Raw genomic sequence first — 25,145 nt, forward strand, 5'->3', positions numbered from 1 at the left:
AGTTGTTGACATTACAATCGAAACTTTCGACGTTGACGCAGGTCTTTCGACCGGCGGCATGAGTGTCCGGCACAGCCGGCAGACGGGGAGACGATGGACCGCATAGAAGCCATGTCGATGTTGATCGAGGTTGCCGACACAGGCAGCTTTTCAGCCGCCGCCAGGTCACTCAACGTCCCGGTCACCACGCTTTCCCGCAAAATCTCGGATCTCGAAGCGGCGCTGGGGGCGAAGCTCCTGGTCCGCAGCACCCGCAGGATCAACCTCACCGATGCCGGCAGCAGTTACCTTGCCGCCGCCCGGCGCATCATCGAGCAGGTCGAGGAAGCCGAACGCGAGGCTGCGGGCGAGTTCACCGTGCCGAAAGGCCGGCTCACCATCACCGCGCCGATCCAGTTCGGCCAGTTGCATGTCTTGCCGGTCGTCACCGACTTCCTTGCCCGTTTCCCGCAGATCGACGTCAGCCTTCTCTTGCAGGACCGGAACCTGCAGCTCGTCGAAGACCATATCGACATGGCCGTGCGCATCGGCCGGCTGCCGGACAGCTCGATGATCGCGACTTCGGTCGGATCGGTCCGCATGGTGGTCTGCGCCAGCCCAAGGCTCATCGCAGCACAAGGCATGCCGGAGACCCCTCAGGATCTTTCCCGGTTCCCCTCGGTCACGATCGAGACACCGCTCTCCCAACCCGGCTGGCAGTTTCACCAACCGGGTGACCGGTCGCCTTTCTCGATCTCGCCCACCCCTCGCCTGTCGGTCACCACGGTCGAGGCGACATTGCAGGCGGCGATCCGCGATACCGGCGTCATCCGCCTGTTCCACTACCAGGTCGCCGATGCGGTGCGGGCCGGTGACCTGAAGATCATGCTTGAAGACTACGAGATCGATCCGGTACCGGTGAGCCTGATCCATGCATCGCGGGGACAGATGCCGCTGAAGATGCGCAGCTTTCTCGACTTTGCGGTTCCGAGATTGCGAGCCGTCTTTCCGATCCGGTCTTAGGCTGCTCCCACCCCTGCCCGAAGCGCTGCATTTTCCTTTTCAAGTTCGGCGAGGCGCTCCTGAAGCGGACGGACGGCGGCTGCGACCTCCTTTTCGGTGAAGCGTGGCGTGATGTGCTGCGGGCAATTCCAGTCGAAGGCTTCCAGCCGCACCTTGAAAATGCGCTCCGCCTTGCCGCGATAGCCGGCATCGGTAACGAGAGCGGTGATTGCCGGGTCTTCATCCAGCGCCAGTTTCTCGACATGCGCATAGATCTTCAGCCGGGCGCGGCGCGGGTAATCCATCAGGAAAAGGCTGGCCTTGTCGCTGGCGGCCAGATTGCCGGTGGAAATATACTGGCGATTGCCGCGATAATCTGCGAAGGCGAGCGTGCGGTCATCGACGACCTTCAGGAAACCTGCCGGCCCGCCGCGATGCTGGATATAGGGCCAGCCCGTTTCGGAAACGGTGGCCATGTAAAAGCTGTCGCGCTCGGCGATGAAGGCCTTTTCGCCCTCGGTGAAGCGGTCCATCTTGCGGTCACCGGAAAAATCCGACCAGAACTGGTCGATGCCCATTTCGGCTTGCGCAGCCCGCACACTCGGCGTCGAGGCGATATCGAGAAATCCGTAGGACATGGCGTTCTCCCTTAAAACCTGAACCGTGGATCGATGATGATCCCATTTGGTTCGTTGGGAGAACTATGCCTCTTTTCACTCGATGCCATAATCAGGCGATTTTGGAGACCATCTCTCCGAAAAATGGATAGATGAAATCAGGGCTCGTCGAAAGACAGACCCCAGTCTTTCTCGCCATACCACTCTTCGCCTGTCGCCTCCTTCTTCCAGCGCAGGCTTCTTACCTTGCGCAGGCCCCGCGCCCGGAAAGCGGCCTCCAGCCCGGCGTGACGACCTTCCGGCACCGGTCGCGTGCTTTCACCCCAGATGAAGGAAACGATCTGCAGGAAATGCGCGCCAAAGCCTCGAGCCTGACGGTCGATCATCAGGTATCCTGCATGACGGGTAAAACCGGAGCGGCTTTTTTCGATCGCCGGAATGCCGAGCGGGAAGATCAGGCGACCATAGGGCGCGAGTTTTTCGATCCAGGCCTCGGGCGGATGGTCGAGCGCGAAATTGGCGTAGATGACATCGGCTTCTTCCTTCGGCCAGTCGAAGGCGTCGCCCTGTACCACTTCAACATTTTTGTAACCGGCGAGATTGGCCTTCGCTCTTTGCGCCAACGAAGCATCGTATTCCACGCCGATCACCCGACCGGACGGGCCGACGAGTTCGGCCATGATCGCCGTGTAATAGCCGACGCCGGCCCCCATATGGACGACCGTCTCGCCCTCGCGAATCTTGAAGGCATCGAATGCCGCCGCATGCAGCGAGGGTGAACCGTTATTGATCCCCTTTTCCGTCTTCAGCCCGACAAGCACGTCCTGATAGAGCACGATCGGATCGGTCGAGGCGACGGGGCGGTATCCACCACTATAGACATCATCGAATATCCAGGGCGGCGGACCGACATAGTCCTCGCGCGGCACGCGCGCAAAAGCGGCAAGCAGGCGCTCATTGTCGTCCACGCCAGCCTTGGCGAGAAGCTGGAGCGCATAGTTGCGACGATGCGCGGGCTGGTCTTCCAGGCTCATATGTCATTCTCCGGTCTGTATCCATCTGCCGCACTCCCCTCTCGATCGGATTTGCGAGCCCGCTTCGCGCGATAGTGGCAAGATGGATGACTTGTCTCAATGCAAGGTTCAAAGAAATGAATTGGTAGCACAGGGCACGATCCTGTAATTGCGCCATGATAATTACAAACAACAATTACAACAGAATGCCGGAAGCACCCCATGGCCACTGAAAACGCTGCGTCCCCCGCCGACACCCCTGTTGCGGTCAATGAAGATACGCCGCGCGGTTTCGCCTTCGGCCTGACGGCCTATTTCATGTGGGGTTTTCTGCCCTTCTACCTGAAAGCGGTGGCTCATCTTCCGCCGATGGAGGTGCTGGCGCACAGGGCGATCTGGTCCGTCCCTGTGGCGGGTATCGTGCTCGTCATTCTCGGACGTTTGAAAGATGTCCGGGCAGCGTTCGCCAATCCGCGCATGCTCGGCATGGCCTGTGTCACCGCGACATTCATCACCCTCAACTGGGGCGTCTATGTCTGGGCGGTTGCAGCAGGACACGCGCTCGATGCCGCTCTCGGCTATTTCATCAACCCGCTGTTCAGCATCTTTCTTGCCGCCGTCATCCTGAAGGAAAAACTCGCGCCTTTGCAGATGGCGGCAATCGGCCTTGCGGTCGTGGCGGTCGCCATCCTCGCCTGGGGCGCCGGCGGGCTTCCATGGGTATCGCTGGCGCTGACCTTCACCTGGGGCATCTATGCGCTTTTGCGCAAGACGCTGCCGATCGGCCCCAACCAGGGGTTCTTTCTCGAAGTGCTTTTGATCAGCATTCCGATGCTGCCTTATGTCATCTGGCTCGAAGCGACCGGACAGGGCCATTTCCTCGGTGGAACCGGTTTCGACATGGGCATGCTGGCGCTTTCCGGCCTGGTGACGGCGGGGCCGCTGATGATCTACGCCAACGGCGCCAAGCTGCTCAAACTGTCGACCATCGGCATCATGCAGTATATCGCGCCTACGATGATCTTCCTGATCGCGATCTTCGCCTTCGGTGAACCCCTGAGCACGATAAAGCTTACAAGTTTCGTGTTGATCTGGGCGGCACTGGCGCTCTACACCGTCGCCATGCTGCGACAGTTGCGCGGCCGCTGATTTTCAAGGACAAAATTTCATGCAGATGTCAGACATTCCCTTCGGCACGACCGACTGGTCGAGCATCGAACCGACCGTGCACAAGGGCGACACGGGTCATTCGACCTGGCGGACGCAGCATTTCGGCGGCATCCGGGTGCGGATGGTCGAACATTCGCCGGGTTATCTTGCCGATCACTGGTGCGAAAAGGGCCATATCCTTCTGTGCCTGGAAGGCGAAATGACAACGGAACTTGCCGACGGGCGGGTCTTCGTGCTGACACCCGGCATGAGCTATCAGGTTGCCGACAAGGCCGAGCCGCACCGCTCCTCGACCACGACCGGCGCAAAACTGTTCATCGTCGACTAAGACACGCAAACGGGGCGCATAGCGCCCCGCCGAACCTTCCGTATTGCCGTCTCACAGCTTTGAAATAACGGCCTCTTCACCCTTGGAAGACGCCGTGATCTCGTCGCGTTCCAGGATTGCCGGAACGATATCGTCCACCTCCTGAATGACCAGCGGCTGTACTAGATGGGCGCGGTGGATGAAACCCTCGCCGCGCATGTGATTGACGAGCGACAGCATTGGATCCCAGAAGCCGCCGATATTGGCAAAGACCATTGGCTTTTCATGGCGACCAAGCTGGCCCCAGGTCATGATCTCTACGATCTCCTCCAGCGTGCCGATGCCGCCGGGGAGCGTAACGAAGGCGTCGGAGCGCTCGAACATCTTATGCTTGCGCTCATGCATGTCCTTGGTGATGATCAGTTCGTTCAGCTGACCAAGCGAATGGCGGGTCGCCTCCATGTCGACGAGGAATTCCGGGATGATGCCAGTCACTTGGCCGCCATTTGACAACACGCCGGCTGCGACAGCTCCCATGATACCCTTGGTGCCACCGCCATAGACGAGCCGCAGACCATGTGCGGCAATCGATTTTCCAAGCGCGCGGCCGGCAGCGATATAGGCAGGGTCACGGCCAGGCTGGGAACCGCAGTAGACGCAGATGGATCGTATTGGCACAGTTTTCTCCGTTGGGCATTCAAAGGTGCGACAGTTGTGGCCGCACCACACAAAATTGACGGGAAAATCCCGCAAGAGCAAGGCTTTATGACGTGAAAAGCTTGTTAAGAAGGGTGGAAAGAGCTAATCGGTAAAGTAGCGGAAACTCAGGCCTGATGAGGCAACAGACGATGAAGAACCGTGCCGGCTGGCTCGCACTGATTGTACTTGCAATTGCTTCGCTGCTGATGATCTTCGTTGTCATGCCGAGGATTAACCAGGAAAGCAAGCCAGTCGCAGCCGCGATCAATGCTGCCGGCGATGCGGTCAAGGATGCCGTGACCGAGGGCAACAAGCCTCCGGAAACCGCAAAGGCCGAGGCACAGACGGCTGCTCCATCTTCTGCCGCGTCAGCCAATGCGCCTGAAGCCGCCGCTGCGCCACAGGCTGCGTCCAACGATACGCCGACATTCGATGTGCTTCGCGTCGAGCCTGATGGCTCCGCGGTCATCGCCGGCCATGCAGCACCGAATTCCACACTTGAGATCACCAACGGCACTTCCGTCATCGCCAAGGTCAATGTCGGCCCGAGCGGTGATTTCGCCGCCGTGCTGGACAAGCCGCTTCCGCCCGGCGACCATCAGATCGTGCTCAAGGCAACGGGCAAGGACGGCAAGGTCTTCACCTCGGAAGAGATCGCAACTGTTTCCGTGCCCGCCGACAAGAGCGGCAAGCTTCTCGCCATGGTGACAAAGCCCGGCAAGGCAAGCCGCCTGATCGCCGTTCCGGAAGAAGCCGGCAAGGTTGCACCCGCTCCGGCAGCGCCCCAGCCTGCGACAGGCACCGAGGCTTCTGCCACCCCCGCCGCTTCCCAGTCCACCGATGTTGCTTCGGCCCCGGCTTCAGGCACCACTGCCCCGGCGGCAGCACCTGCCATGTCGAGCGAGTTGCAGATCACGGCGGTCGAAATCGAAGGCTCGAAAATCTTCATTGCCGGCGTCACGAAGTCTGGCCGTCAGGTTCGCGGCTCCGCCGACGGCTCGGTTATCGGCCAGGCCCAGGCCGGTGGTGACGGACATTTCGTCATCGACGGAAACGCCAACCTCACCGTTGGCGATCACCGCATCGCCGTCGAAGCGCTGGGCAGCAACGGGCAGGTTCTGGTCCGTGTCGAAGTGCCGTTCAACCGGCCGGCAGGCGATCAGGTTGCGGCCATCGCGTCGCCCGCTCCGGCAAGCCCGGTCACCGTTGCCGATGGCGGCGCCTTCGACAATCTGCGTGGACAGGTGGCCAAGGCCTTCTCGCTGCTCAAGAACCTGTATGAAGCCGGCAAGGTTCCGACCCTCGAAAGCATGACTGCTGCCCGTTCGGCAACATCGATCGCGCTGCAGTCGCTTGGCGAATACAGGCTGCCGGCCGGTGCTTCCATCAATGCGACAGAAGCTGTCGGCGTCACTGCCGGCCATGCCAATGCGGCGCGCAAGGCGCTGGAAGACCTGCCGCGTGACGTGGCAGCGGTCGGTGCAGCCCTCGACAATCTGACCAAACTGATTGCCGAAACGGTCGGCCCGGCACTGGCGCAGCAGTTCGGCGGCGCACCGCAGACAATGGCTTCGTCCGATGGCACGCGCACGTTCCAGCAGGCACCGCTGACACAGAGCAACAGCAACTCGGTCATTATCCGCCGTGGCGACACGTTGTGGCAGATCGCACGGCGCGCCTATGGCCAGGGCGTGCGCTATACGACGATCTATCTCGCCAACGAGGAACAGATCGCAAATCCGGACGTCATCCAGCCCGGCCAGATCTTTGGCGTGCCAGAACAGTTCCGGCCGGATTCTGAAGAACTGCATCGCGAACGGCTGCAACATCACAAGGGCTGATCGGCGCGCATCATCGATTTTCTCCGGCCGGCGGTCACAACAGGATCGTCGGCCGAAGTGTTTCTGAGAACATGCAGTGCAGAAACGGATTGAGGGTCGAAGTGTGGTTTGCGGAACTTTCGCACTCCCGCTTGCGCAGGAAAGCGGGGACGGCGGAAGGTTCTTTGAAAAAATCTTCGGAGCACACCCAATCCCTTAGCGGTTCCGTCGACACCTCTTCATCCCCGCCCTCACCGTCAAGCCGATAATCAAGTCGTCATCGGATGGGAACCGGGCTCGCGAACCGGCCTCCTTCATAACGGGTTGCCACTCGGTCTCCGGTGATGGTCGCGATTGCGATCCAACGGGAACTGACAAGTCCCGCAGGATCAAATAAGCCGGCCGGGGCAGGCGGAAAGCCTGAAATACCAAATACCCGATACCCCACCGCCTGCCCCTTCCCTTTTCACCGAACCGGTCTTGCCGGTGCGGCGGTACGCGTTTGCCTATTGATGGCGGCAGAGAATTGCGAGCCCTGATCAGCTTCGCGCATGCCAGCCGCGGGAACCTCGGCTGATTGAAATGCCCGAATCGATTGACGCCAAGCCGATATTTTTCGCGAGGACAAAATGATTTCCAGCATCAGTTCCAGCCAGATCTGGTCACGACAGGTCGTATTCAAGGCTTTCAACGACACGTCGGGCAATCCAGAAAATCCGACGCCCGGCTCATCGGCCGCGTTGCTATCCCGTTTATTTTACTCGGAAAGTTCCGATGAAGACGATGATTATGGCTATGAGAGCGAGCTTTCCTCTCGTTTCGGATCAATCCGGCAAACAGCAGGTGAAAACAGCTCGGATCAGGATGTCGAGGGAACAATCGACGATATATCCTCGAATGCCTTCATGAAGGCGATGCAGCAGAAGCTCGATGTACTGAAAGCCAGCGAAGATACATCTGCTATGGCCGAGACAATGCAGGCTGCGCTTGAAGCTGGCCAGTTGACGATCACCAATGTTGTTACCGGAGAGCAGGTCATCGGTCGCGATGTTGCCATTGGCGATACGATATCGGGTGAGATCACCCAAGTCGCAAAGTCCGAATGGAGCAGCTTTCTCAAGGAAAACCTGTTGCGCGATCCTTACGGACTTTATGTCCGTAACGACGATTCCAGCCATATAGATAAGGCAAGCGGGGCCAGTTCGTATTTCGGCATGATCGGCGAGACGCACTATTACCTGACATGGACGGCAACGCCGAATTACTGACACCGACCACGTGCGCACACCAGGATTGACAACTCCGGCGGCGGCTGGAACACAGGCTCCGTCGCCTGCCTGAAACAGAGCCTATGGGGAGTTGTCGTCATGCTGCGCTCGCTCTTTCTCACGATCGCGTTCTGTTTGCACGCCACGAATGCACTTCAAGCGCAAGAAGCGCAGGAGAACGTTATTCTCTCCGTAGAACGGGACGTGGTGCGATGGGCCGCTGTCTACAAGATGCAGCCGGCGCGAGAGGATGATCCCTATTTCCACGTTCGTGTCTTCGAACATAGGAAAGGTTGGCAACCTTGGAAATTCAAGCAGCTCATCTTCCATATGGCCGTTACACCAAAGGCGCTGGAGGCCAGCCGCATTGACGGTCAGGCCAAAATCTACAACTACAAGGATGTTGAGATCCGCGCGGCTTATCGCCGCTGGCTGGATGGTTCCGAAGCGCGCACCAACGTTCCCATCTGCGATACGAATATCCTGAACTGTATTGCAAGACTGCCGTAACGCAGCGTTTCATACCTTCCTTAGTGCACTGTCACCTGAGACGGGCCTTCGTATCTGAGCGGCTCTGATACCCAACGGTGTCGGCCAGCGTGCATCTCGATGGAACGCCCAGTCCTTGACATCCTCTGATGTCGGTTTCTCTTTGAGGCAGGCCTCCTTCAACTGCGTTGGCATTAGGTGGCCGCATCAGGATTTGTCAGCAGCCACTCGCTTATCGCTTGCCGAATTTATGGAAGCATCTGTTGTCGACGCGACAGCAAGCTGTGGTCGCTCTCGCTCTCATAGGATTGCCAAATTGAACAAAAAAATCACATTCAGAGCAATTTCGCGCATCGCTCTAATCAACGTTTTCATCGCTGTTGGACTATTGTCGGTCTCTCCTGCTTTCAGTTATGCGCAGGATGCGCCACGACCGGAAATCGCAAAACATGTAAATGCGTATGCGGGCTATGAGGGCACGCGGGTCTGGGTTTTGCGCATTGGACCACGCGAAAACAACACGGCAATCGTCCAAATCGGTGGCGTCGATCACCCGTTCGATATGAAAATAGTTCTCTCGCATGTCGAGGAAACTGCCAAGGACAAGCGATACAGTGTCGAGAATGCAGGAAAGAAGTTTGTTCTGCTGATAGTCAACGACTATGGCGGCGAGCTTTATTTGCCGGAAACGTCGAAAACCGTTTCCTTGCGCTACGACGACAATCTTTCGCAAAGCTCGAATGCAGAACACTTTCTGACCGAGTATCTGAACCAGTCAGAATGATGGCACTGCAACTGACGAAAGCTCACACGATTATTTTCCCGCTAGGTGTTTAGCGGGAAAAGGCATGCAAGGGTCAAGCACTGGTGGCTCGCGCTGTTTGCAAGCGTCACCGATTTATAGGGAGTAAAGGCCCGACGCCAAGAGTACCGCGGCAGCCAGAAAAACCGGAACCGACCAGTATTCCATCCGGATGAAAAACAGGTCGTGTCGCGCGCCCGGCAATCCTGTCCTGTTGAGATAACGCCCGAGCTTCCAGTTGAGCAAACCGGCCACGAGAAAGATTGCGACGAACTCGAAAATCTTCGTCCAGTCCGGCAGCTGCAGCGTTTCCGTCACCCAAAGCGCGGCGAAAAGCCCGGCAAAGATTACAACTCCGATAAGAGGGATGGTGAGAAGGCCCCATCCGCGCCAAATAAAAACCATTTCAGTCCATCCAATTCCATCAAATCCGGTTTTCCTGCCCTCGTATGCGCAAATCGCGTCCGGCAGGGGAAGCAACGCCTAAGGCATGGCCGGTGTCTCAGCGGCTCATTGAAGCTCTGCGAGAATATCGTCGTAGAGCTTGCAGGCGCCATTCGGATCAGTTGCGGTCTGAGCCTGCCCGGCCGTCATCTTCTGGGCTACGGCTGCAGCTTTCTGCGGATCCTTGGCTGTCAGTTCCTGCATCTTCTGAGAGACCTCAGTGGCCTTTGCCGTCAGATCTTCTGCAGTGCAGGCGAAGGAGGGAGTTGCCGCGATAATAAGAGCGGCGGTCAGGAGGTACGTTTTCATGTTATTCCTTATCAAATCCCCCGTTGCAAACGGGGCGCCGCGGTGGAATTCGCGCGGCCATTTTCCGGTCCATGTGCGGAGGCAAAGCCACCGAAGCCCATATGGGGCGGCAATCGTTATAGGATGGTAGCTGCTGACGGGCGAATTCTTGCGGCCCCTCGATACGTTCGTTGAGGGCTGGGATCGCATCAGCACTTTCGAGCCCATTCGGTGAAAGCCCCGAAACCACCCCATTTCCAGCGGAAACACCCGGCCCGACATTGCATCTGCAGGCTTCGCCGCCTATGTGCCGGGTGGCGCATTTTTCCCGCGCGCCCCGGAGACCTGCATGTCAGATAAAAAGAAGATCGTTTCGGCGGATGACGGCAATCCGCTCGGAACACTTGTCAACCTGTGGCCCTATATGTGGCCGACGGGCCGTGCAGATCTCAAGGCGCGGGTGCTCTGGGCAACGTTTTTCCTGATCCTCGCAAAGCTCGTGCTGCTGTCGGTTCCCTATTTCTTCAAGTGGGCGACCGACGCGCTGAACGGCAAGCTGGACATGGTCGGCCTTCTGCCCGCCTTCCTGCTCGGCGCCGTGGTGCTGGTCATCGCCTACAACTTCACCCGCATCCTGCAGGTGGGACTGAACCAGTTGCGTGACGCGCTGTTTGCCTCGGTCGGCCAGCATGCCGTACGCCAGCTCGCCAACAAGACCTTCGTGCACATGCACCAGCTCTCGCTGCGCTTCCACCTGGAGCGCAAGACGGGTGGCCTGTCGCGGATCATCGAGCGCGGCACCAAGGGTATCGAAACGATCGTCCGTTTCACCATTTTGAATTCGGTGCCGACGTTGATCGAGTTCGTGCTGACGGCCATCATCTTCTGGGCGGCTTACGGTTTCTCTTACCTCGCCGTCACGGCTATCACCGTTGCCGCCTATATCTGGTTCACCATCAAGGCCAGCGACTGGCGCATCGCCATACGCCGGACGATGAACGACAGCGATACCGACGCCAATACCAAGGCGATCGACTCGCTTTTGAACTTCGAGACGGTCAAGTATTTCGGCAATGAGGAGATGGAGGCCAAGCGCTTCGACGTGTCGATGGCGCGTTACGAAAAGGCCGCCACGCAGGTCTGGACCTCGCTCGGCTGGCTCAATTTCGGCCAGGGCGTGATCTTCGGTCTCGGCCAGGCCGTCATCATGATCATGTCGGCGCTGGCGGTCCAGCGCGGCGAGCAGACGATCGGCGATTTCGTCTTCGTCAATGCGCTTTTGATGCAGCTGTCGGTGCCGCTCAACTTCATCGGCTTCGTCTACCGAGAAATCCGTCAGGGGCTGACCGATATCGAACAGATGTTCGAGCTTCTGGAAGTCGAAGCGGAAGTGAACGACCGGCCGGATGCCAAGCCGCTCGCGCTCAACGCGACGGGAACGCAGAAAGGCGCGATTGCCTTCAAGGACGTCCGATTTTCCTACGATCCCGAGCGGCCGATCCTCAAGGGCATCTCTTTCGAGGTGCCGGCCGGCAAGACGGTTGCGATCGTCGGCCCGTCCGGTGCCGGCAAATCGACGATTTCCCGCCTACTCTACCGTTTCTACGATATTCAAGACGGCTCGATCACCATTGACGGCCAGGATGTGCGTGACGTGACGCAGAGGTCGCTGCGCGCGGCGATTGGCATGGTTCCGCAGGATACGGTGCTATTCAACGATACGGTCGCCTACAATATCCGTTACGGCCGGCCGAACGCCGGTGATGCCGAGGTGCAAAAGGCAGCCGAGATCGCGCAGATCGACACTTTCATCAAACAGCTTCCCGACGGTTATGAAACCAGGGTCGGCGAACGCGGCTTGAAACTTTCCGGCGGCGAGAAGCAGCGTGTGGCGATCGCCCGCACGATTTTGAAGGCCCCGCCGATCCTGATCCTCGACGAGGCGACGTCTGCGCTCGACACGACGACTGAACATGAGATTCAATCGGCGCTCGACAAGGTTTCGGAAAATCGCACGACGCTTGTCATCGCCCACCGGCTTTCGACCGTCATCGGCGCCGACGAGATCATCGTGCTGCGCGCCGGCGAGATCGCCGAACGCGGCACGCATGCGGGCCTTCTGGCAGAGGGCGGGCTCTACGCGTCGATGTGGAACCGCCAGCGGGAAGCGACACAGGCGGAAGAACATCTGCGCCAGGTGCGCGAAAGCGACGATCTGGGCGTGGTCATACGCGGTGCGCCGGCAGCAGAATAACGAGTCTCAACAGAAAGTTAGGCCGAGTCGATGAAACGACGGATGAATTATTCCTGGAAACGGATGGCGGTGGCGGGCAGCCTCGTGCTCGCCTACCTTCTCGTGCTTACCTTCTGGGGCTCACCGCTTCTGGCGCTGACGACCTGGCTCGGTCTCGTCGATCCGGCGAAAATCTGAAACCCCAGCAAGCCGAGGGGCGCCCGCCGGGCAACTGGACCGATGCTGTGAAGGCTACCTGCCGGATGGCAATCTACCAGCCAAGACATGGAACACCTGCCTTAGGCTGGGTCTTGCCAACCGGAATGCTTTCGCGTCGTTCCGGCGCAAACTCCGCCGTCTCGCATAACACGAATGTCGTCTTGTCGGAGCGGCGCGGAGATTTGCCACCACCATAGATTTGCGCTGCCGCATGCAGCAGCTGCGCAAATTCCGGCGTGGAAATGCCATCGGCCCGCCGAAGCTGGGCGATCAATGGGTCGGATAATACATCTTCGATGGTCAGGTCGCGTTTCATGGTTTTGTTCCTCTATCAAAACCTGTACACGGGGCGGACTACAGTCACATTGCAAAACTACGGCCAAAAAGCGGCATTTTCGATGTGGCAAATTCTCCCTATGCGGGAAATCGCGTGTCAAATTCACGCAGGCCATCACATCATAAAAGACCTTGGTATCGATCCCGGATCAGCCTTCGGCTGAAGGACAGCCGAGAAAACGCAAAAGGCCGCCAACCGGGCGGCCTTGGTCAAGAAAAGGGCGGCGGTAGTGAAGGTAGCGGAAGCCGGATCCGCTCGACAGAAAGGCGTGCTCCGAGCGAGGACGAAACCTCAAGCCCGGTCTTTCGCCTAGCGGCGTGACGAACCGAAACGCATGCGTTCGCGGTAGCGACGCTGGCTCCAGACCGTATAGACCACTGCGGCGATCACGATCGCAATATCCACCGCTGCTATCAGGCACCAAGTAACGCTCATTTCTCCAACTCTTCCGTGTTCCAGCCGAAGCGAATATACGAAAAGTGCTCCCAACAATGGTTTAAGCGCATCCGTAACATTCGACTTTGATGTAAGTCAGCTGCCTCCTGACCGACTTTTGTGACAACCATATGAAAATCGAAGCAAAAGCCATGCCATTTTGCTGCATTGCAGCAAAAATCTGATTCACCTTCATATCCGGCAACGTATCCGCCGCGTGATGGTTGCAATCCCCATACGGTTTGGTGAGGAACACGGAACCGCATTGCCGCGAATACCGTTTTTCGATAGTCAGTGCCGCTAACACAGGACTTTACGCCCCAGGGAGAAACAGTTGATCAACCTCTTCGACACCATCCGCAACACGCTCGTGCCGATCCACAAGGAAGGCTACGTCTTCGTTGCGATCTTTTTTGTCGTGTCACTGATCCTTGGTTATTTCGCCGAACCGCTGTTCTGGATCGGCCTCGTGCTGACGCTCTGGTGTGCCTATTTTTTCCGCGATCCCGAGCGCGTCGTGCCGCAGGATGACGATCTTATCGTCAGCCCGGCCGATGGCCGTATCAGCCATGTCGCCATGGTCGTTCCGCCGGTGGAACTGGGCCTCGGCTCCGAACCGCTGTTGCGCATTTCCGTTTTCATGAACGTCTTCAACTGCCATGTGAACCGCTCGCCGGTCCGCGGTGAAGTCAAGGTAATCGAATATCGCGCAGGACAGTTCGTCAACGCGGAACTGGACAAGGCAAGCTCGGACAACGAGCGCAACGGCCTCGTGATCGAAAGCCGTCACGGCAATGTCGGCGTCGTGCAGATCGCCGGTTTCGTGGCGCGCAGGATTGTCTGCTGGGTCAAGCCCGGCGAGCCGCTCAATGCCGGCGAACGTTTCGGCCTGATCCGCTTCGGATCGCGCCTCGATGTGTTCGTGCCGAATGGCGGACAGGCGCGTGTGTCGATCGGACAGCTTGCCATTGCCGGCGAGACGGTGCTGGCTGAATTCGGCTCGACCAAAGGCCCGTCGCTCGGCCGTCGCAGCTGATAGATCGCATCAAGGAGAAAACGGATGATGGATATGCCCCCAGGAGAGCCGAACCGCTCGACCGACGAGGCCCGCGGTCCACGTCTCAGGGAAATCCCCATCCGCTTGATGGTGCCGAACCTCATCACGGTTCTGGCCATCTGCGCGGGCCTGACGGGTATCAGGCTCGCCTTCGAGGCACGCTACGAGCTGGCCGTCGCCATGGTTCTCCTGGCCGCCTTCCTCGACGGCATTGACGGGCGGATCGCACGTCTGCTGAAGGCAACGTCGAAATTCGGCGTGCAGATGGATTCGCTTGCCGACATCATCAATTTCGGCGTCGCTCCTGCTCTCGTTTCCTACGCATTCCTGCTCGACGGCGCCCGTTCGCTCGGCTGGATAGCGGCGCTGCTCTATGCGATCGCCGCGGGCCTGCGGCTGGCACGTTTCAACGTGATGGAAGATCGCGGCATCAAGGCGCCCTGGCAGTCGGAATTCTTTGTCGGCGTGCCAGCGCCGATGGGAGCCTTGTTGATGCTACTGCCGGTCTATCTCGGTTTCCTTGGCGTCGAACGCACGCCGTTGTTCATCTACGGCAGCGTCGTCTACACGGTCGGCATCGGCTATCTCCTGGTCAGCCGCCTGCCGGTCTGGTCCGGCAAGTCGAGCAAGATCCGCCGGGACATGATGTTTCCGATCATGCTTCTCGTCGTTCTCTATGTCGCGCTCCTGATGAGCTACACATGGGAAGTTCTGTCGGTCACCGTCGTCGCCTATCTCTGCGTGCTGCCATTCAGCGCAAGGGCATGGAAGCGACGCTATGGCACAATCACCATCGAAGACGAACGCACGCACGTCTGACGCGTATCACGAAAACAAGGCACCCGCTGCAATGCACTGAAATTGCTGCATTGCAGCTCCCGCCTGCGGCAAGTTGCCACGCGTAGACTCACCTCATCGAAAAGCGGCGGATAAGCCTTTATTCCGCCCCTATTGCCGGTGATTTCCCGGCGCCCCGCAGCACAGAAGAATCATGCGGGTGAAGTGATGAGGATAAAGACGTGAGCAATACCCCAAAGACCGAAAAGCCGGAACCGAAGCCCGACTTCACTGCACATTTCCGCCCGCTCGGCATCAAGGCCGTTGCAGCAGCAGCCATGATGCTGAAGCGGAAGCCGAAGCTGACACCCGTCCGGTAAGCTGCTCAGAATTCGCTGAGCGCACTCCACAGGAGACCGAGCGCCAGTGCGCTCATGACGAGGCCGATCAGGCCGTCCAGAACCCGCCAGGCGGCGGGTCGGGCGAAGATCGGCGCCAGAAGACGGGCGCCGTAACCGAGCCCGAAGAACCAGACGAACGAGGCGGTGGCAGCACCGGCCCCGTAAGCGAGCCGTTCATGTCCTTCGAAGCCTGCAGACAGGCTTCCGACGAGCAGGACGGTGTCGAGATAGACATGCGGATTGAGGAAGGTGAAGGCAAGGCAGGTCAGTACCGCCGCCTTCAGCGACAGGCTTTCCGTTTTTCCCGCCACCATGGCCGCGGGCCGCAAGGCGCGCTTGAAGGCCAGCGCCGCATAACTTCCCAGAAATATCGCGCCGCCGATCGTAACCAGCAGGATCAGCGTTTTCGATTGCGACACGATCGTGCCCATGCCGCCGACGCCGGCTGCAATCAGCGTCGCATCCGACAGGGCGCAGATCAGGCAGAGCAGGAAAACATGCCGGCGCAACAGGCCCTGGCGCAGGATGAAAGCGTTCTGGGCGCCGATCGCAATGATCAGCGAGCCCCCGAGGGCAAAGCCGGACAGGCCGGCTGACATAAGATTCATTGAAAAATTCCGATGATGGGAAGAACTGGAAGGACGGGATCCGCCTAGAAAAGCGACATCTGGGAAGTGTCCTTGCCGGGTTTCGGAGGCTTGTCCTCAAGCTCTGCGACGGCAACCGGCTTTTGCACATCCGGTCCCATGTTGGAAACCTTGTTGACCAGATCCGAGACAGGGATCGCCTCGAAGAATTCGTCTTCGACCGGCTTCAGGAGATCGGCGACCTGCCGCGGCTCCTGTGTCTTGCATTCCAGCCAGCGCTCGAAATCTTCGGGCCGGATGACGACCGGCATCCTGTCATGAATGCCACGGAACGCCCGATTGGCTTTGGTCGTCATGATCGCCGCTGTATCGACTTCCGATCCGTCGGCCGATGCATAGGTTTCCATAAGGCCCGCGAAAGCGATGACGCCGCCATTCTTCGGCCTGATCCAGTAGGCCTGCGAACTCATCCCGCTTTCCTTCGGCGGACGCTTCCACTCGTAGAAACCGGAGGCCGGAACGAGGATGCGGCGATGGCGCATGGCGGCGCGGAAGGAAGCCTTGTCGATCGCCGTTTCCGAGCGGGCGTTGATCAGCAACGGAAAATCCCGCATGTCCTTGACCCAGCCGGGGATCAGCCCCCAGCGCGCAAGCGTTGCCCGCCGGTCCGGCAGGTTGCTGCCCGGCTGGCGATCGGCCTGGCCAACCACGAGAATGGGCTGCGTCGGCGCGATGTTGAACCGCGGCGGAAAATCGTCCTCGAAATCGGCGACACCAAGAGCGCCGAGAACCTCGTCCGGCTTGTGGGTCAGGGCATAACGTCCACACATGGGATCTAGATGGCACCGGGTTTGAGAGCGGTCAAGAAATTCAGGCGAACAAATCAGGCGCTGCGCGGGCCGAACAGGATGATCGCCCCACCGACGAGGCAGACGACGGCGCCCGTTATATCCCAGCGATCGGGCGAACGCCCCTCGACACCCCAGAGCCATAAAACCGAGGCGACGATGTAAATGGCGCCGTAAGCCGCATAGGCACGCCCCGCCGCCTCTGCCGGCACGAGCGCCAGCGCCCAGGCGAAGGCTGCCAGCGACACCATTCCCGGCGCCAGCCAGAGCGCCGACCTGTCGAGTTTCAGCCAGGCCCAGAAGGCAAAACAACCGGCGATTTCGGCAAGCGCTGCGAAGGCGTAAAGGAGATAGGTTTTCATGATTTTATTCGAAATCCTGACGCTTCACGTCCTGAGCCATGTGCAGCACACGTAGGATCACGATTCGATCTACGTAGGAACGATAATAGATACAGCGTTGCCGATAGGGTAAAGCCCGCAATCCCGGAGAAATATGGTCGCGAGGTGAGCCGGTGTAATCGGCCTCTGCAATCCAGATAATCTTTGCCGTCAGGTCCGTCAGGAATTCCTGTGCATAATAGGGGCTGGAAGCAGCAATGAAACGCCTGATGCCGCGCAGGTATCCACGAGCCAGCGGAGAAACGACAAGCAGCTTTACCCGCCTACCGCTCTTCGTCATCGTTCATTACATCCGCAAGCAAAGCTTGATGAGTTTCATATTCGATACCAAGGCCGCCTTCGATCTCGGCATCGGCGGAATGGATTGCCTGACGAAGCGACTGCATACGCATCTCGTAGTCGGCAAGCATACGAATACCCGCTCGAACGGCCTCTGTTTCCGTACTAAAACGGCCATGTTTCACAAGATCTGCCAAGATGCCGTCATAGGCATCACCAAGGGAAAAGGTCTTTGCGCGCGCCATGGGATGCTCCTTGAAACCGGCAATATGGCATTTTACAATACTTTTACAATATCGCTTTGTGCTTCTATGATCTTGCGATCGCCTCACCAAAACGTTTCCAGTAATGGACAACCTCACCATGCACCTCTCTCCCCAAGCCGCCTCTTCCGCAATCCTTGAACGTGACGGGCGCTTCCTGCTGATCCGGCGGAAGAACCCACCCATGGCCGATCTTTTCGCCTTTCCCGGCGGGCGGGCGGAGCCGGGCGAGGCACCGGCGGATACGGCGGTGCGGGAATTTTTTGAAGAAACCGGCATTCGGGCGCGCAATCCGGTTCTCTTCACCACCTACGATCTAAAGAGCGAGAAGGATGGCGGAAGCCATTTCTTTCTTTCGGTCTTCAGGATCGAGGCCGATCATGATGTCGAGGCGGTCGCCGCCGACGATGCCGCCGATCCCGGCTGGTACACGGCGGAAGAGATCCGCCGCCTGCCCTGCCCGCCCAGCGTTCGCGATTGCGCCGAAAGGCTGGCGGCGCTCGCGGCCGACCGGTAAGATCGACGCGCCGGATCATGCCGAATCATGGACAAGCGAATCGGTGCTCCGACCCGGACACGAACCCAAGGAATTCCGTTTGAAATCCGCAGCCTGCTTCGCCCTGCCGCTTTTTCTTATCATCGCCTCGCCGCTTGCCGCGCAGGCGACGAAGAAGCCTGCGGCCGAGACCAAGGCTCCGGTTCAGCAGCAGGCACCGGCCGAGACCTCCCTGCCGGCGCCTTATGATGCCCAGCTTTTGCGGCTTTCCGAAGTTTTGGGCTCGATCAGCTACCTGCGCGAATTGTGCGGCGCGCCGCAGGAAGACTGGCGCCGGACGATGCGGCAGCTGCTCGATTCCGATGCGGCAAACGAGCCTGCGCGGCGGGAGCGGTTGACGGCCGCCTATAATCGTGGATACCGCTCCTTTGCTGCCGTGCACACATCATGCACGCTTGCGGCGCGCACGGCGGAAGAGCGATACCGTAACGAAGGCGCAACACTTGCGACGGAAATAACCTCGCGCTTCGGAAATTAGCGGATTATTTACCTCTTTCGTCAGGAAGGCGTGTCGTTTCGATAAAAGGCTGATAAAGTTCTTAACGGCGCAGTAATCAAATCGGCCTCATTGGCCGGCACCGAGGAAAGTTCAGTATGCAGTCAGGCCGCAACGAAATCGATGACATGATCGTCCACGAAAAGATGCAGGTCGCGCTCGAGTATCAGAACGACGCCTGGGCAGACGGACGCGCAGACGGTATCGAGCCGGAAATCATCGCAGACGCAGCAATCGCCTTCGCCATGCGCGAAACGATCCGCCAGCGTGGCGAAGAAGGTGCGGAGGCCCTGCTCGAATCACTTCGCCAGCGTATGCTGGCCGGCGAGTTTTCTCCCGAACGCAACATCCAGTAATATCCGAGCTTCCCATGCGGAACGCGACTTTCAAACCCGTTATGATCCGGCTGCTGGCAACGGCGGCTATATGCTGCGTTGCTGCAAACGCATTTGCGGTTTCGGACGCAAGCATGGCGCCTGCCGCCGAGGATATCAGGCCCCAGGAAACGCCCCTGATGCAGGCGTTTGAAGGCGCTGCAGAAACGCGGCCGGGACTTGCGGAGAACCAGGCGCCGGCAGCCGATGATAAAAGCGTGCCCAAGAGCGATGGGACCGATGCCAACCCGACGCAAGCTGGGTCGACCAATGCTGCCGCCGATCAGCCCTCGGCACAGATCATCCGCGACCTCTCCACCCTGCCCGCGCCGGTCAAGGCCATGCGCGAGAGGCTGGTGGAGGCGGCTGCTTCCGGCGACATAGAACGGCTGCGGCCATTGATCGAAGGCACGCCGAAACCGCCGCAGATCATGAATAACGAGAGCGACGATCCGATCGATACGCTGAAGAACTTTTCCGGCGACCCGGAAGGTCAGGAAATTCTCGCAATCATGCTCGATATTATGGCAACAGGTGCCGCAAGGGTCGATGCAGGGACGCCGGACGAGGCCTATGTCTGGCCCTATTTCATCGGCAAACCGCTTTCCGAACTCACGGCGCCGGAACGGGTCGAGCTGCTGCGTATCGTCACCGCGGGTGATCTGATGGGTATGGAAGAGACCGGCAATTACAATTTCTACCGCCTGGGCATTTCGCCGGACGGACAGTGGAAATTCATGGCCGGCGGCGACTGATATCGCCGGCATGGCGATCGGGTTGATCGTCAAACCGGCATATTTGGGGTTTTCGAACACGATCTTTTTCGAATATGGAGGATGCGGCTCAAGTTTGGCTGCTTCCTTTCCGGCGCTCTGTCGCCAAACCACATTCCAGAGATGCCGTAATGCTTTCCCGTTTCTTCGCCTATTACCGCCCCTACAAGGGATTGTTCATTCTCGATTTCAGCTGCGCGGTCCTGTCCGGCCTTCTGGAACTCGGCTTTCCCATGGCGGTCAAGCTGTTCGTCGATCGGTTGCTGGTGACGCAGGAATGGTTCCTGATCGTGCTCGCGTCCATCGCACTTCTCATCTGCTATGCGCTGAATACCGGCCTGATGGTGGTGGTCACCTATTGGGGCCACATGCTCGGCATCAATATCGAGACCGACATGCGCCGGGAAGCATTCAACCACATGCAGAAGCTTTCCTTCCGTTATTACGACAACCACAAGACCGGGCATCTGGTCGGGCGGCTGACCAAGGATCTGGAGGAGATCGGCGAGGTTGCGCATCACGGGCCGGAAGACCTGTTCATCGCCATCATGACCTTTATCGGTGCCTTGGCGCTGATGATCTCGGTCAACTGGAAGCTCGCCTTGATCACCGCACTGGTGGTGCCGCTGACAGCCTGGGTAACCAGCCGCTACGGCGCGCGGATGAGCGCCAATTTCCGTCGGCTTTTCGACCGGGTGGGCGATTTCAACACCCGGATCGAGGAAAATGTCGGCGGCATGCGGGTCGTGCAGGCCTTTGCCAACGAACCGCATGAACGGGCGCTTTTCGAGCGCGACAACCAGAATTATCGCCGTGTGAAGCTCGAAGCCTACAAGATCATGGCTGCCAGCACCTCGCTCAGCTACATGAGCATGCGCCTGACGCAGATGATCGTGATGATCGCCGGCGCGTGGTTCGTGCTGCAGGGTGAATTGACCGCCGGCGGCTTCATCGGCTTCCTGCTGCTCGTCACCGTGTTCTTCCGTCCGGTCGAGAAGATCAATTCGGTGATCGAAACCTATCCCAAGGGCATTGCCGGTTTCCGCCGCTTCACCGAGCTTGTCGATACCGAGCCGGATATTGCCGATGCGCCGGATGCGGTAGCCGTCGGTGCGCTCAAGGGCGCGATCGACTATAATGGGATTTCCTTCGGCTACAGCGCCGACAAGCCGATCCTCAAAAATGTCAGCCTGTCCATCCAGCCCGGCGAGACGATCGCCTTTGTCGGCCCCTCGGGTGCGGGAAAGACGACGATGTGCTCGCTTCTGCCGCGTTTCTACGACGTCACGAGCGGCTCGATCACGATCGACGGCGTGGATATCCGCAAGATGACCAAGGCGTCGCTGCGCCAGCAGATCGGCATCGTGCAGCAGGACGTGTTCCTGTTCGGCGGCACGATGCGGGAAAACATCGCCTACGGCCGCCTCGGTGCCAGCGATGCGGAAATCATGGATGCAGCGCGCCGGGCCCGTCTCGAAGACATGATCGCCGACCTGCCGGACGGGCTGGACACGGTTGTCGGCGAACGTGGCGTCAAGCTTTCCGGTGGCCAGAAGCAGCGTGTGGCGATCGCCCGCATGTTCCTGAAAAACCCGCCAATCCTGATCCTCGACGAGGCAACCTCGGCACTCGACACGGAGACCGAACGGGCGATCCAGCGTTCGCTGTCGGAACTTGCCGTCGGGCGCACGACGCTGATCATCGCGCACAGGCTTGCCACCATCCAGGGCGCCGACCGGATCGTCGTGATCGATGAAAGCGGCATTCTGGAACAGGGTACGCATCAGGAACTGATTGCGCGTCGCGGCGCCTATAACCGCCTGCACTCGGCCCAGCACGGCGGCTGACGAAAAAGCCGTCACGTTCGGCGTCAGATTCGCCACGGTTGAAGATGCGTAAAAAACTTGATAAAATAGGGATAGTTTTCTCGTGGTCATTTGCACGAGGGTGGAGCCGCGGGGTCGGAGCATGACGTTTCAGCCGAGAATGCGTAATCAGATCGAAGGGTTTTCGGTTCTGGGCGGATTGCGTCGGCGATACTGGAACGGAATTACCGCCGACCTGTGGGACGTGGAATGCGCCACCTACGCCGGCGGTTACTACGTTGCGCGTGATCCTCGCCTGTTCATCCTTCTCGACCAGCGTGGCCAGGGCCGACCGGCATTGAAGCGCACTCCGAGGGAAACCGGGCTGATGCAGGATGCCAGCCTCAGCCCGATTTCCTACATCCCGGCCGAAATGGATCTGTGGATCGACATCAAGGACGTGCAATATGTCCGCCATCTCGACATCCATTTCGAAACCGACACGATGAGCCGCAGGCTGGGCGACAATCTCGACCCGCGCCGTCTTAAAGACCCGCAGCTCGTCTTTGCCGATAGCCGCGTCATGGCGCTTGCCGAACTGATCGCCGCCGAGATCGCCAATCCCGATCCGCTGCACGATCTTTACGGCGACGGGCTGGCGCTGGCGCTGCTGATCGACGTGCTGAAGCTCGCCAAGTCGGAGCCACGCAAGCGCGGTGCATTGGCACCTTGGCAGTTGAAGCGGGCGAGCGAATTCATCGAACAGCATTGCCTGCGCAATATCAGGCTGGAAGAACTGGCGGTGCTGACCGGACTGTCACAGTCGCATTTCTCGCATTCCTTCAAGGCTTCGACTGGCATGGCGCCGCACGAATGGCAGATGAATGCGCGGCTTTCCCGCGCCAAGGACATGCTGAAATCCGGTGACCAGCCGCTGACGGAAATCGCCGCCGAGACGGGGTTTTCCGACCACGCGCATTTTTCCCGCGTGTTCCGCAAGCATATCGGGCTGGCGCCATCGCAGTGGAAAAAGTCACAGTCGGAATAAAACATCCGAGCAAACGCGCGACGGCCGGAACTTTGCCCAATATCGTTCAAGTCCCGCGCATCAGAACAAGCGTCAACAAGAAATCTGAGTTAACCACTCATCTTATGATTTTGCCGCGGGAAAAGCGGCGCGAGTGGGGCAAATAATGAAGAAAACCATCAAGTCTTCCGCCATGAGAGCGGGTGTCGTAAAGGCCGGCCTTTGGGCGGGCGTGGCTGCCATCGGGCTTGCTGCCGCCTGGAGCGCACAGGCGCAGGAGGCCGGAAGCCAGAGCAGCACGACACTTGCACCGATCGTTCTTCAAGGTGAAAGCGAACAGGGCGGCACCGGCCCGGTCAAGGGCTATGTCGCCAAGCAGACGACGACCGGCTCGAAGACAGATACGCCGCTGAATGAAATCCCGCAGGCTGTCTCAGTCGTCGGCCGCAGCGAGCTGGATGACCGCGCTGTCGTCAACAAGGTCGATGAAGCGCTGCGCTACACGCCAGGCGTTGTCGCTCAGCCTTACGGTACAGACCCCGATACGGACTGGTTCTACGTGCGTGGCTTCGATGCCAGCCAGACGGGTCTATACATGGACGGCCTTAACCTTTTCGGTTACGCCTTCGGCAATTTCCAGATCGACCCGTTCATGCTGGAGCGCGTCGAAGTGCTAAAAGGGCCGGCCTCGGTTCTCTACGGCGGCGCCAATGCAGGTGGCGTCATCAATCTGGTGCGTAAGCAGCCGACGGACGCCCCTTATTATTACACCGAGATCGGCATCAACAGTAACGGCAATGCCTTCACCGGCTTCGACTTCTCCGACAAGCTGGGTGACAGCGGCGTCTACAGCTATCGCCTGACCGGCAAGCTTGCCGGCGGTGAAGGCTATACGGATTATACCAACGACATCCGCGGCTTCATCATGCCGCAGCTGACCATTTCACCGGACGACGCCACCAAGTTGACCGTTTTTGCCTATGCGGCAGGTCTCAACCAGCGTCATACCGGCAACGGCTTCCTGCCCTACGAGGGCACCGTCGTCGACGGCCCGTTCGGCGGCAAGATCTCCCGTCGCTTCTTCCCCGGCGAGCCGGATATCGATAACGGCCACTACGACCAACAGATGCTCGGCTACGAACTGGAGCACGAGTTCGAAGGCGGCTGGAAGGCGACCTCGAACTTCCGTTACAGCCATCTCGATAAGTGGGAGCATTTCGTCTACCCCTATCTCTACACGGCAACCGGCGACCTCAACCGCATCAACTTCTCCGGCGACACGAGCGTCAACAACGTTGCCTGGGACAATCGTATCGAGAACGATTTCGATATCCGCGGCGCGAACCACAAGATCATGGTCGGTGCCGATTACCGTTACTATCACATCAAGAACATCCAGAACTCGACATTCGGCGCAAGCACGATCGACCCGACGGATCCTGTCTATGGCCTGCCGCAGACACCGGCCGGAGCTCTCTACAACCAGGATGCCACGATGCATCAGGTCGGTATCTATGCGCAGGACCAGATCCGCTTCGGCGGCGGCTGGCTGGTGACACTGAACGGCCGCTTCGACTATATCGACAGCGATTTCAAGGATAAGCTGCCGGTTACCGCCTTCGATGCTGACGACAGCTACAAGGATACCGATCACGCCTGGAGCGGGCGTGCCGGTCTCGCCTACGAATTCGACAATGGCGTGACGCCTTATGTCAGTGCCGCAACCTTCTTCAATCCGCAGATCGGCATGGGTGCGTCCGGGCCGCTCAAGCCGGAAGAAGGCCAGCAGTACGAAGCAGGCGTCAAGTACGACCCGACCTTCATGGATGCCTCCTTCACCGCCTCGGTCTTCCATATCAAGAAGCGCAACAACACGGTTTCCGTCGGTTTCGCTCCTTGGGTGGACCAGCTCGGCGAAGTGGAATCCAAGGGCGTAGAACTGGAAGGCAAGGTCAATATCGACGAGAACTGGAAAATCCTCGGCTCGCTTGCCTATACCGACATGGAAGTGACAAAGAACGATCCGAACCCGGCGCTCATCGGCAAGTCGCCCTATATCGTACCGGACTGGACGGCATCGCTGTGGGCCGACTACACGGTTACGACAGGTGCGCTAGCAGGCCTCAGCCTCGGCGCCGGCCTGCGTTACAAGGGCGAATCATGGGCTGACGAACTCAACACTCTCAAGGTTCCGTCCTCGACCGTCGTTGACGCCGCGATCCGCTACAAGAAGGATGACTGGACGGCTTCGCTCAACGTGACCAACGTGTTCGACAAGGAATATGTCGAGGCATGCGGCGGTGTCGGCGCTTGCGGTTACGGCGATGCCCGTACGTTTACTGTCAAGCTCAGCAAGGTCTGGTAACCCGACCAAGCGAA

At 59.1% G+C, this 25,145-nt stretch carries 31 protein-coding genes; 19 read left to right on the forward strand and 12 right to left on the reverse strand.

The annotated features are described in order from the left end of the window. The first annotated feature begins 93 nt into the window (after positions 1–93). Entirely contained in the window at positions 94–1,002 is a 909-nt protein-coding gene (locus tag HNQ72_RS09505; RefSeq protein WP_183991939.1) for a LysR family transcriptional regulator, read from the forward strand. On the opposite strand, the gene HNQ72_RS09510 is transcribed toward HNQ72_RS09505, so the two are convergent. Next, complete coding sequence (locus tag HNQ72_RS09510) at positions 999–1,619, reverse strand: pyridoxamine 5'-phosphate oxidase family protein (protein WP_183991941.1); 621 nt, start codon at positions 1,617–1,619, stop codon at positions 999–1,001. The genes HNQ72_RS09505 and HNQ72_RS09510 overlap by 4 nt on opposite strands. A gap of 137 nt (positions 1,620–1,756) precedes the next feature. After that, on the reverse strand, positions 1,757–2,632 hold the full coding sequence (locus tag HNQ72_RS09515; protein WP_183991943.1) for a protein-L-isoaspartate O-methyltransferase family protein: 876 nt from the start codon (positions 2,630–2,632) through the stop codon (positions 1,757–1,759). Positions 2,633–2,833: 201 nt separating this feature from the next. On the opposite strand from HNQ72_RS09515, the gene rarD reads away from it, so the two are divergent. Next, complete coding sequence (gene rarD / locus HNQ72_RS09520; protein ID WP_183991945.1) at positions 2,834–3,760, forward strand: EamA family transporter RarD; 927 nt, start codon at positions 2,834–2,836, stop codon at positions 3,758–3,760. 19 nt (positions 3,761–3,779) lie between these two features. Further along, positions 3,780–4,109 (forward strand): DHCW motif cupin fold protein, encoded by a 330-nt coding sequence (locus HNQ72_RS09525; RefSeq protein WP_183991947.1) that lies wholly within the window; start codon positions 3,780–3,782, stop codon positions 4,107–4,109. A 51-nt stretch (positions 4,110–4,160) separates the two neighbouring features. Here the strand turns inward: HNQ72_RS09525 and HNQ72_RS09530 are convergent, their stop codons facing one another. Next, positions 4,161–4,766: an LOG family protein gene (locus HNQ72_RS09530; protein ID WP_183991949.1), complete on the reverse strand. Its 606-nt coding sequence runs from the start codon at positions 4,764–4,766 to the stop codon at positions 4,161–4,163. A 155-nt stretch (positions 4,767–4,921) separates the two neighbouring features. Between HNQ72_RS09530 and HNQ72_RS09535 the strand changes: the two genes are divergently transcribed. The 4 genes from HNQ72_RS09535 (at position 4,922) to HNQ72_RS09550 (ending at position 9,148) form a co-directional block, all read left to right on the forward strand. Then, a complete protein-coding gene (locus tag HNQ72_RS09535) occupies positions 4,922–6,628 on the forward strand; it encodes a LysM peptidoglycan-binding domain-containing protein (protein WP_244654232.1) in 1,707 nt (568 codons plus the stop codon). Between the two features lie 608 nt (positions 6,629–7,236). Further along, positions 7,237–7,875: a hypothetical protein gene (locus HNQ72_RS09540; protein WP_183991951.1), complete on the forward strand. Its 639-nt coding sequence runs from the start codon at positions 7,237–7,239 to the stop codon at positions 7,873–7,875. A 99-nt stretch (positions 7,876–7,974) separates the two neighbouring features. After that, a complete protein-coding gene (locus HNQ72_RS09545) occupies positions 7,975–8,385 on the forward strand; it encodes a DUF5086 family protein (protein ID WP_183991953.1) in 411 nt (136 codons plus the stop codon). 295 nt (positions 8,386–8,680) lie between these two features. Further along, on the forward strand, positions 8,681–9,148 hold the full coding sequence (locus tag HNQ72_RS09550) for a hypothetical protein (RefSeq protein ID WP_183991955.1): 468 nt from the start codon (positions 8,681–8,683) through the stop codon (positions 9,146–9,148). A 114-nt stretch (positions 9,149–9,262) separates the two neighbouring features. Here HNQ72_RS09550 and HNQ72_RS09555 read toward each other — a convergent pair whose 3' ends face one another. After that, on the reverse strand, positions 9,263–9,571 hold the full coding sequence (locus HNQ72_RS09555) for a hypothetical protein (RefSeq protein ID WP_183991957.1): 309 nt from the start codon (positions 9,569–9,571) through the stop codon (positions 9,263–9,265). Between the two features lie 105 nt (positions 9,572–9,676). Continuing rightward, entirely contained in the window at positions 9,677–9,919 is a 243-nt protein-coding gene (locus tag HNQ72_RS09560) for a hypothetical protein (protein ID WP_183991959.1), read from the reverse strand. 328 nt (positions 9,920–10,247) lie between these two features. Here HNQ72_RS09560 and HNQ72_RS09565 point away from each other — a divergent pair, with 328 nt between their 5' ends. Both HNQ72_RS09565 and HNQ72_RS30940 read left to right on the forward strand, forming a co-directional pair. Then, complete coding sequence (locus HNQ72_RS09565; RefSeq protein WP_183991961.1) at positions 10,248–12,152, forward strand: ABCB family ABC transporter ATP-binding protein/permease; 1,905 nt, start codon at positions 10,248–10,250, stop codon at positions 12,150–12,152. Positions 12,153–12,194: 42 nt separating this feature from the next. Continuing rightward, the gene (locus HNQ72_RS30940; protein WP_280518249.1) at positions 12,195–12,329 is read left to right on the forward strand and encodes a hypothetical protein; all 135 of its coding nucleotides are present in this window, start codon (positions 12,195–12,197) and stop codon (positions 12,327–12,329) included. Between the two features lie 73 nt (positions 12,330–12,402). Here HNQ72_RS30940 and HNQ72_RS09570 read toward each other — a convergent pair whose 3' ends face one another. Both HNQ72_RS09570 and HNQ72_RS30945 read right to left on the reverse strand, forming a co-directional pair. Further along, positions 12,403–12,666: a hypothetical protein gene (locus HNQ72_RS09570; protein ID WP_183991963.1), complete on the reverse strand. Its 264-nt coding sequence runs from the start codon at positions 12,664–12,666 to the stop codon at positions 12,403–12,405. Between the two features lie 330 nt (positions 12,667–12,996). Then, complete coding sequence (locus HNQ72_RS30945) at positions 12,997–13,122, reverse strand: hypothetical protein (RefSeq protein ID WP_280518248.1); 126 nt, start codon at positions 13,120–13,122, stop codon at positions 12,997–12,999. A 337-nt stretch (positions 13,123–13,459) separates the two neighbouring features. Here HNQ72_RS30945 and HNQ72_RS09575 point away from each other — a divergent pair, with 337 nt between their 5' ends. The 3 genes from HNQ72_RS09575 to HNQ72_RS09585 all read left to right on the forward strand — a co-directional run bounded on the left by HNQ72_RS09575 (position 13,460) and on the right by HNQ72_RS09585 (position 15,336). Beyond that, positions 13,460–14,158 carry a phosphatidylserine decarboxylase gene (locus tag HNQ72_RS09575; protein WP_183993067.1) on the forward strand — a complete coding sequence of 233 codons (699 nt, stop codon included), beginning with the start codon at positions 13,460–13,462 and terminating at the stop codon, positions 14,156–14,158. Between the two features lie 27 nt (positions 14,159–14,185). Beyond that, complete coding sequence (locus HNQ72_RS09580; protein ID WP_183993068.1) at positions 14,186–14,998, forward strand: CDP-alcohol phosphatidyltransferase family protein; 813 nt, start codon at positions 14,186–14,188, stop codon at positions 14,996–14,998. A 200-nt stretch (positions 14,999–15,198) separates the two neighbouring features. Then, positions 15,199–15,336, forward strand: coding sequence for a hypothetical protein (locus tag HNQ72_RS09585; RefSeq protein WP_183991965.1), 138 nt, complete (start codon positions 15,199–15,201; stop codon positions 15,334–15,336). Positions 15,337–15,341: 5 nt separating this feature from the next. On the opposite strand, the gene HNQ72_RS09590 is transcribed toward HNQ72_RS09585, so the two are convergent. From HNQ72_RS09590 to HNQ72_RS09610, 5 genes are read right to left on the reverse strand one after another with little or no spacing between them, the layout of a single operon-like run. Next, on the reverse strand, positions 15,342–15,965 hold the full coding sequence (locus HNQ72_RS09590; protein ID WP_183991967.1) for a LysE/ArgO family amino acid transporter: 624 nt from the start codon (positions 15,963–15,965) through the stop codon (positions 15,342–15,344). 44 nt (positions 15,966–16,009) lie between these two features. Continuing rightward, positions 16,010–16,774 carry an SOS response-associated peptidase gene (locus tag HNQ72_RS09595; protein WP_183991970.1) on the reverse strand — a complete coding sequence of 255 codons (765 nt, stop codon included), beginning with the start codon at positions 16,772–16,774 and terminating at the stop codon, positions 16,010–16,012. Positions 16,775–16,827: 53 nt separating this feature from the next. Continuing rightward, the gene (locus HNQ72_RS09600; RefSeq protein ID WP_183991972.1) at positions 16,828–17,154 is read right to left on the reverse strand and encodes a YnfA family protein; all 327 of its coding nucleotides are present in this window, start codon (positions 17,152–17,154) and stop codon (positions 16,828–16,830) included. 4 nt (positions 17,155–17,158) lie between these two features. Then, entirely contained in the window at positions 17,159–17,473 is a 315-nt protein-coding gene (locus HNQ72_RS09605) for a type II toxin-antitoxin system RelE/ParE family toxin (RefSeq protein WP_183991974.1), read from the reverse strand. Further along, entirely contained in the window at positions 17,457–17,717 is a 261-nt protein-coding gene (locus HNQ72_RS09610; RefSeq protein WP_183991976.1) for a type II toxin-antitoxin system ParD family antitoxin, read from the reverse strand. Before HNQ72_RS09610 ends, HNQ72_RS09605 begins: the two co-directional genes overlap by 17 nt. Positions 17,718–17,835: 118 nt before the next feature. Between HNQ72_RS09610 and HNQ72_RS09615 the strand changes: the two genes are divergently transcribed. The 7 genes from HNQ72_RS09615 (at position 17,836) to HNQ72_RS09645 (ending at position 25,131) form a co-directional block, all read left to right on the forward strand. Next, positions 17,836–18,252, forward strand: coding sequence for an NUDIX hydrolase (locus tag HNQ72_RS09615; protein ID WP_183991978.1), 417 nt, complete (start codon positions 17,836–17,838; stop codon positions 18,250–18,252). Positions 18,253–18,331: 79 nt separating this feature from the next. Then, positions 18,332–18,769, forward strand: a complete 438-nt coding sequence (locus HNQ72_RS09620; protein ID WP_244654231.1) for a TIGR02301 family protein — start codon at positions 18,332–18,334, stop codon at positions 18,767–18,769. Between the two features lie 116 nt (positions 18,770–18,885). Continuing rightward, a complete protein-coding gene (locus HNQ72_RS09625; RefSeq protein ID WP_112457080.1) occupies positions 18,886–19,143 on the forward strand; it encodes a hypothetical protein in 258 nt (85 codons plus the stop codon). Between the two features lie 14 nt (positions 19,144–19,157). After that, positions 19,158–19,916 carry a hypothetical protein gene (locus tag HNQ72_RS09630; protein ID WP_183991982.1) on the forward strand — a complete coding sequence of 253 codons (759 nt, stop codon included), beginning with the start codon at positions 19,158–19,160 and terminating at the stop codon, positions 19,914–19,916. Positions 19,917–20,065: 149 nt separating this feature from the next. Next, positions 20,066–21,781 carry an ABC transporter ATP-binding protein gene (locus HNQ72_RS09635; protein ID WP_183991984.1) on the forward strand — a complete coding sequence of 572 codons (1,716 nt, stop codon included), beginning with the start codon at positions 20,066–20,068 and terminating at the stop codon, positions 21,779–21,781. A gap of 121 nt (positions 21,782–21,902) precedes the next feature. After that, complete coding sequence (locus tag HNQ72_RS09640) at positions 21,903–22,787, forward strand: AraC family transcriptional regulator (protein WP_183991986.1); 885 nt, start codon at positions 21,903–21,905, stop codon at positions 22,785–22,787. Positions 22,788–22,932: 145 nt separating this feature from the next. Then, positions 22,933–25,131, forward strand: a complete 2,199-nt coding sequence (locus tag HNQ72_RS09645) for a TonB-dependent siderophore receptor (RefSeq protein ID WP_373289327.1) — start codon at positions 22,933–22,935, stop codon at positions 25,129–25,131. The last annotated feature ends 14 nt before the right edge of the window (positions 25,132–25,145 follow it).

The organism is Aliirhizobium wenxiniae (assembly GCF_014201355.1).
GTDB lineage: Bacteria > Pseudomonadota > Alphaproteobacteria > Rhizobiales > Rhizobiaceae > Neorhizobium > Neorhizobium wenxiniae.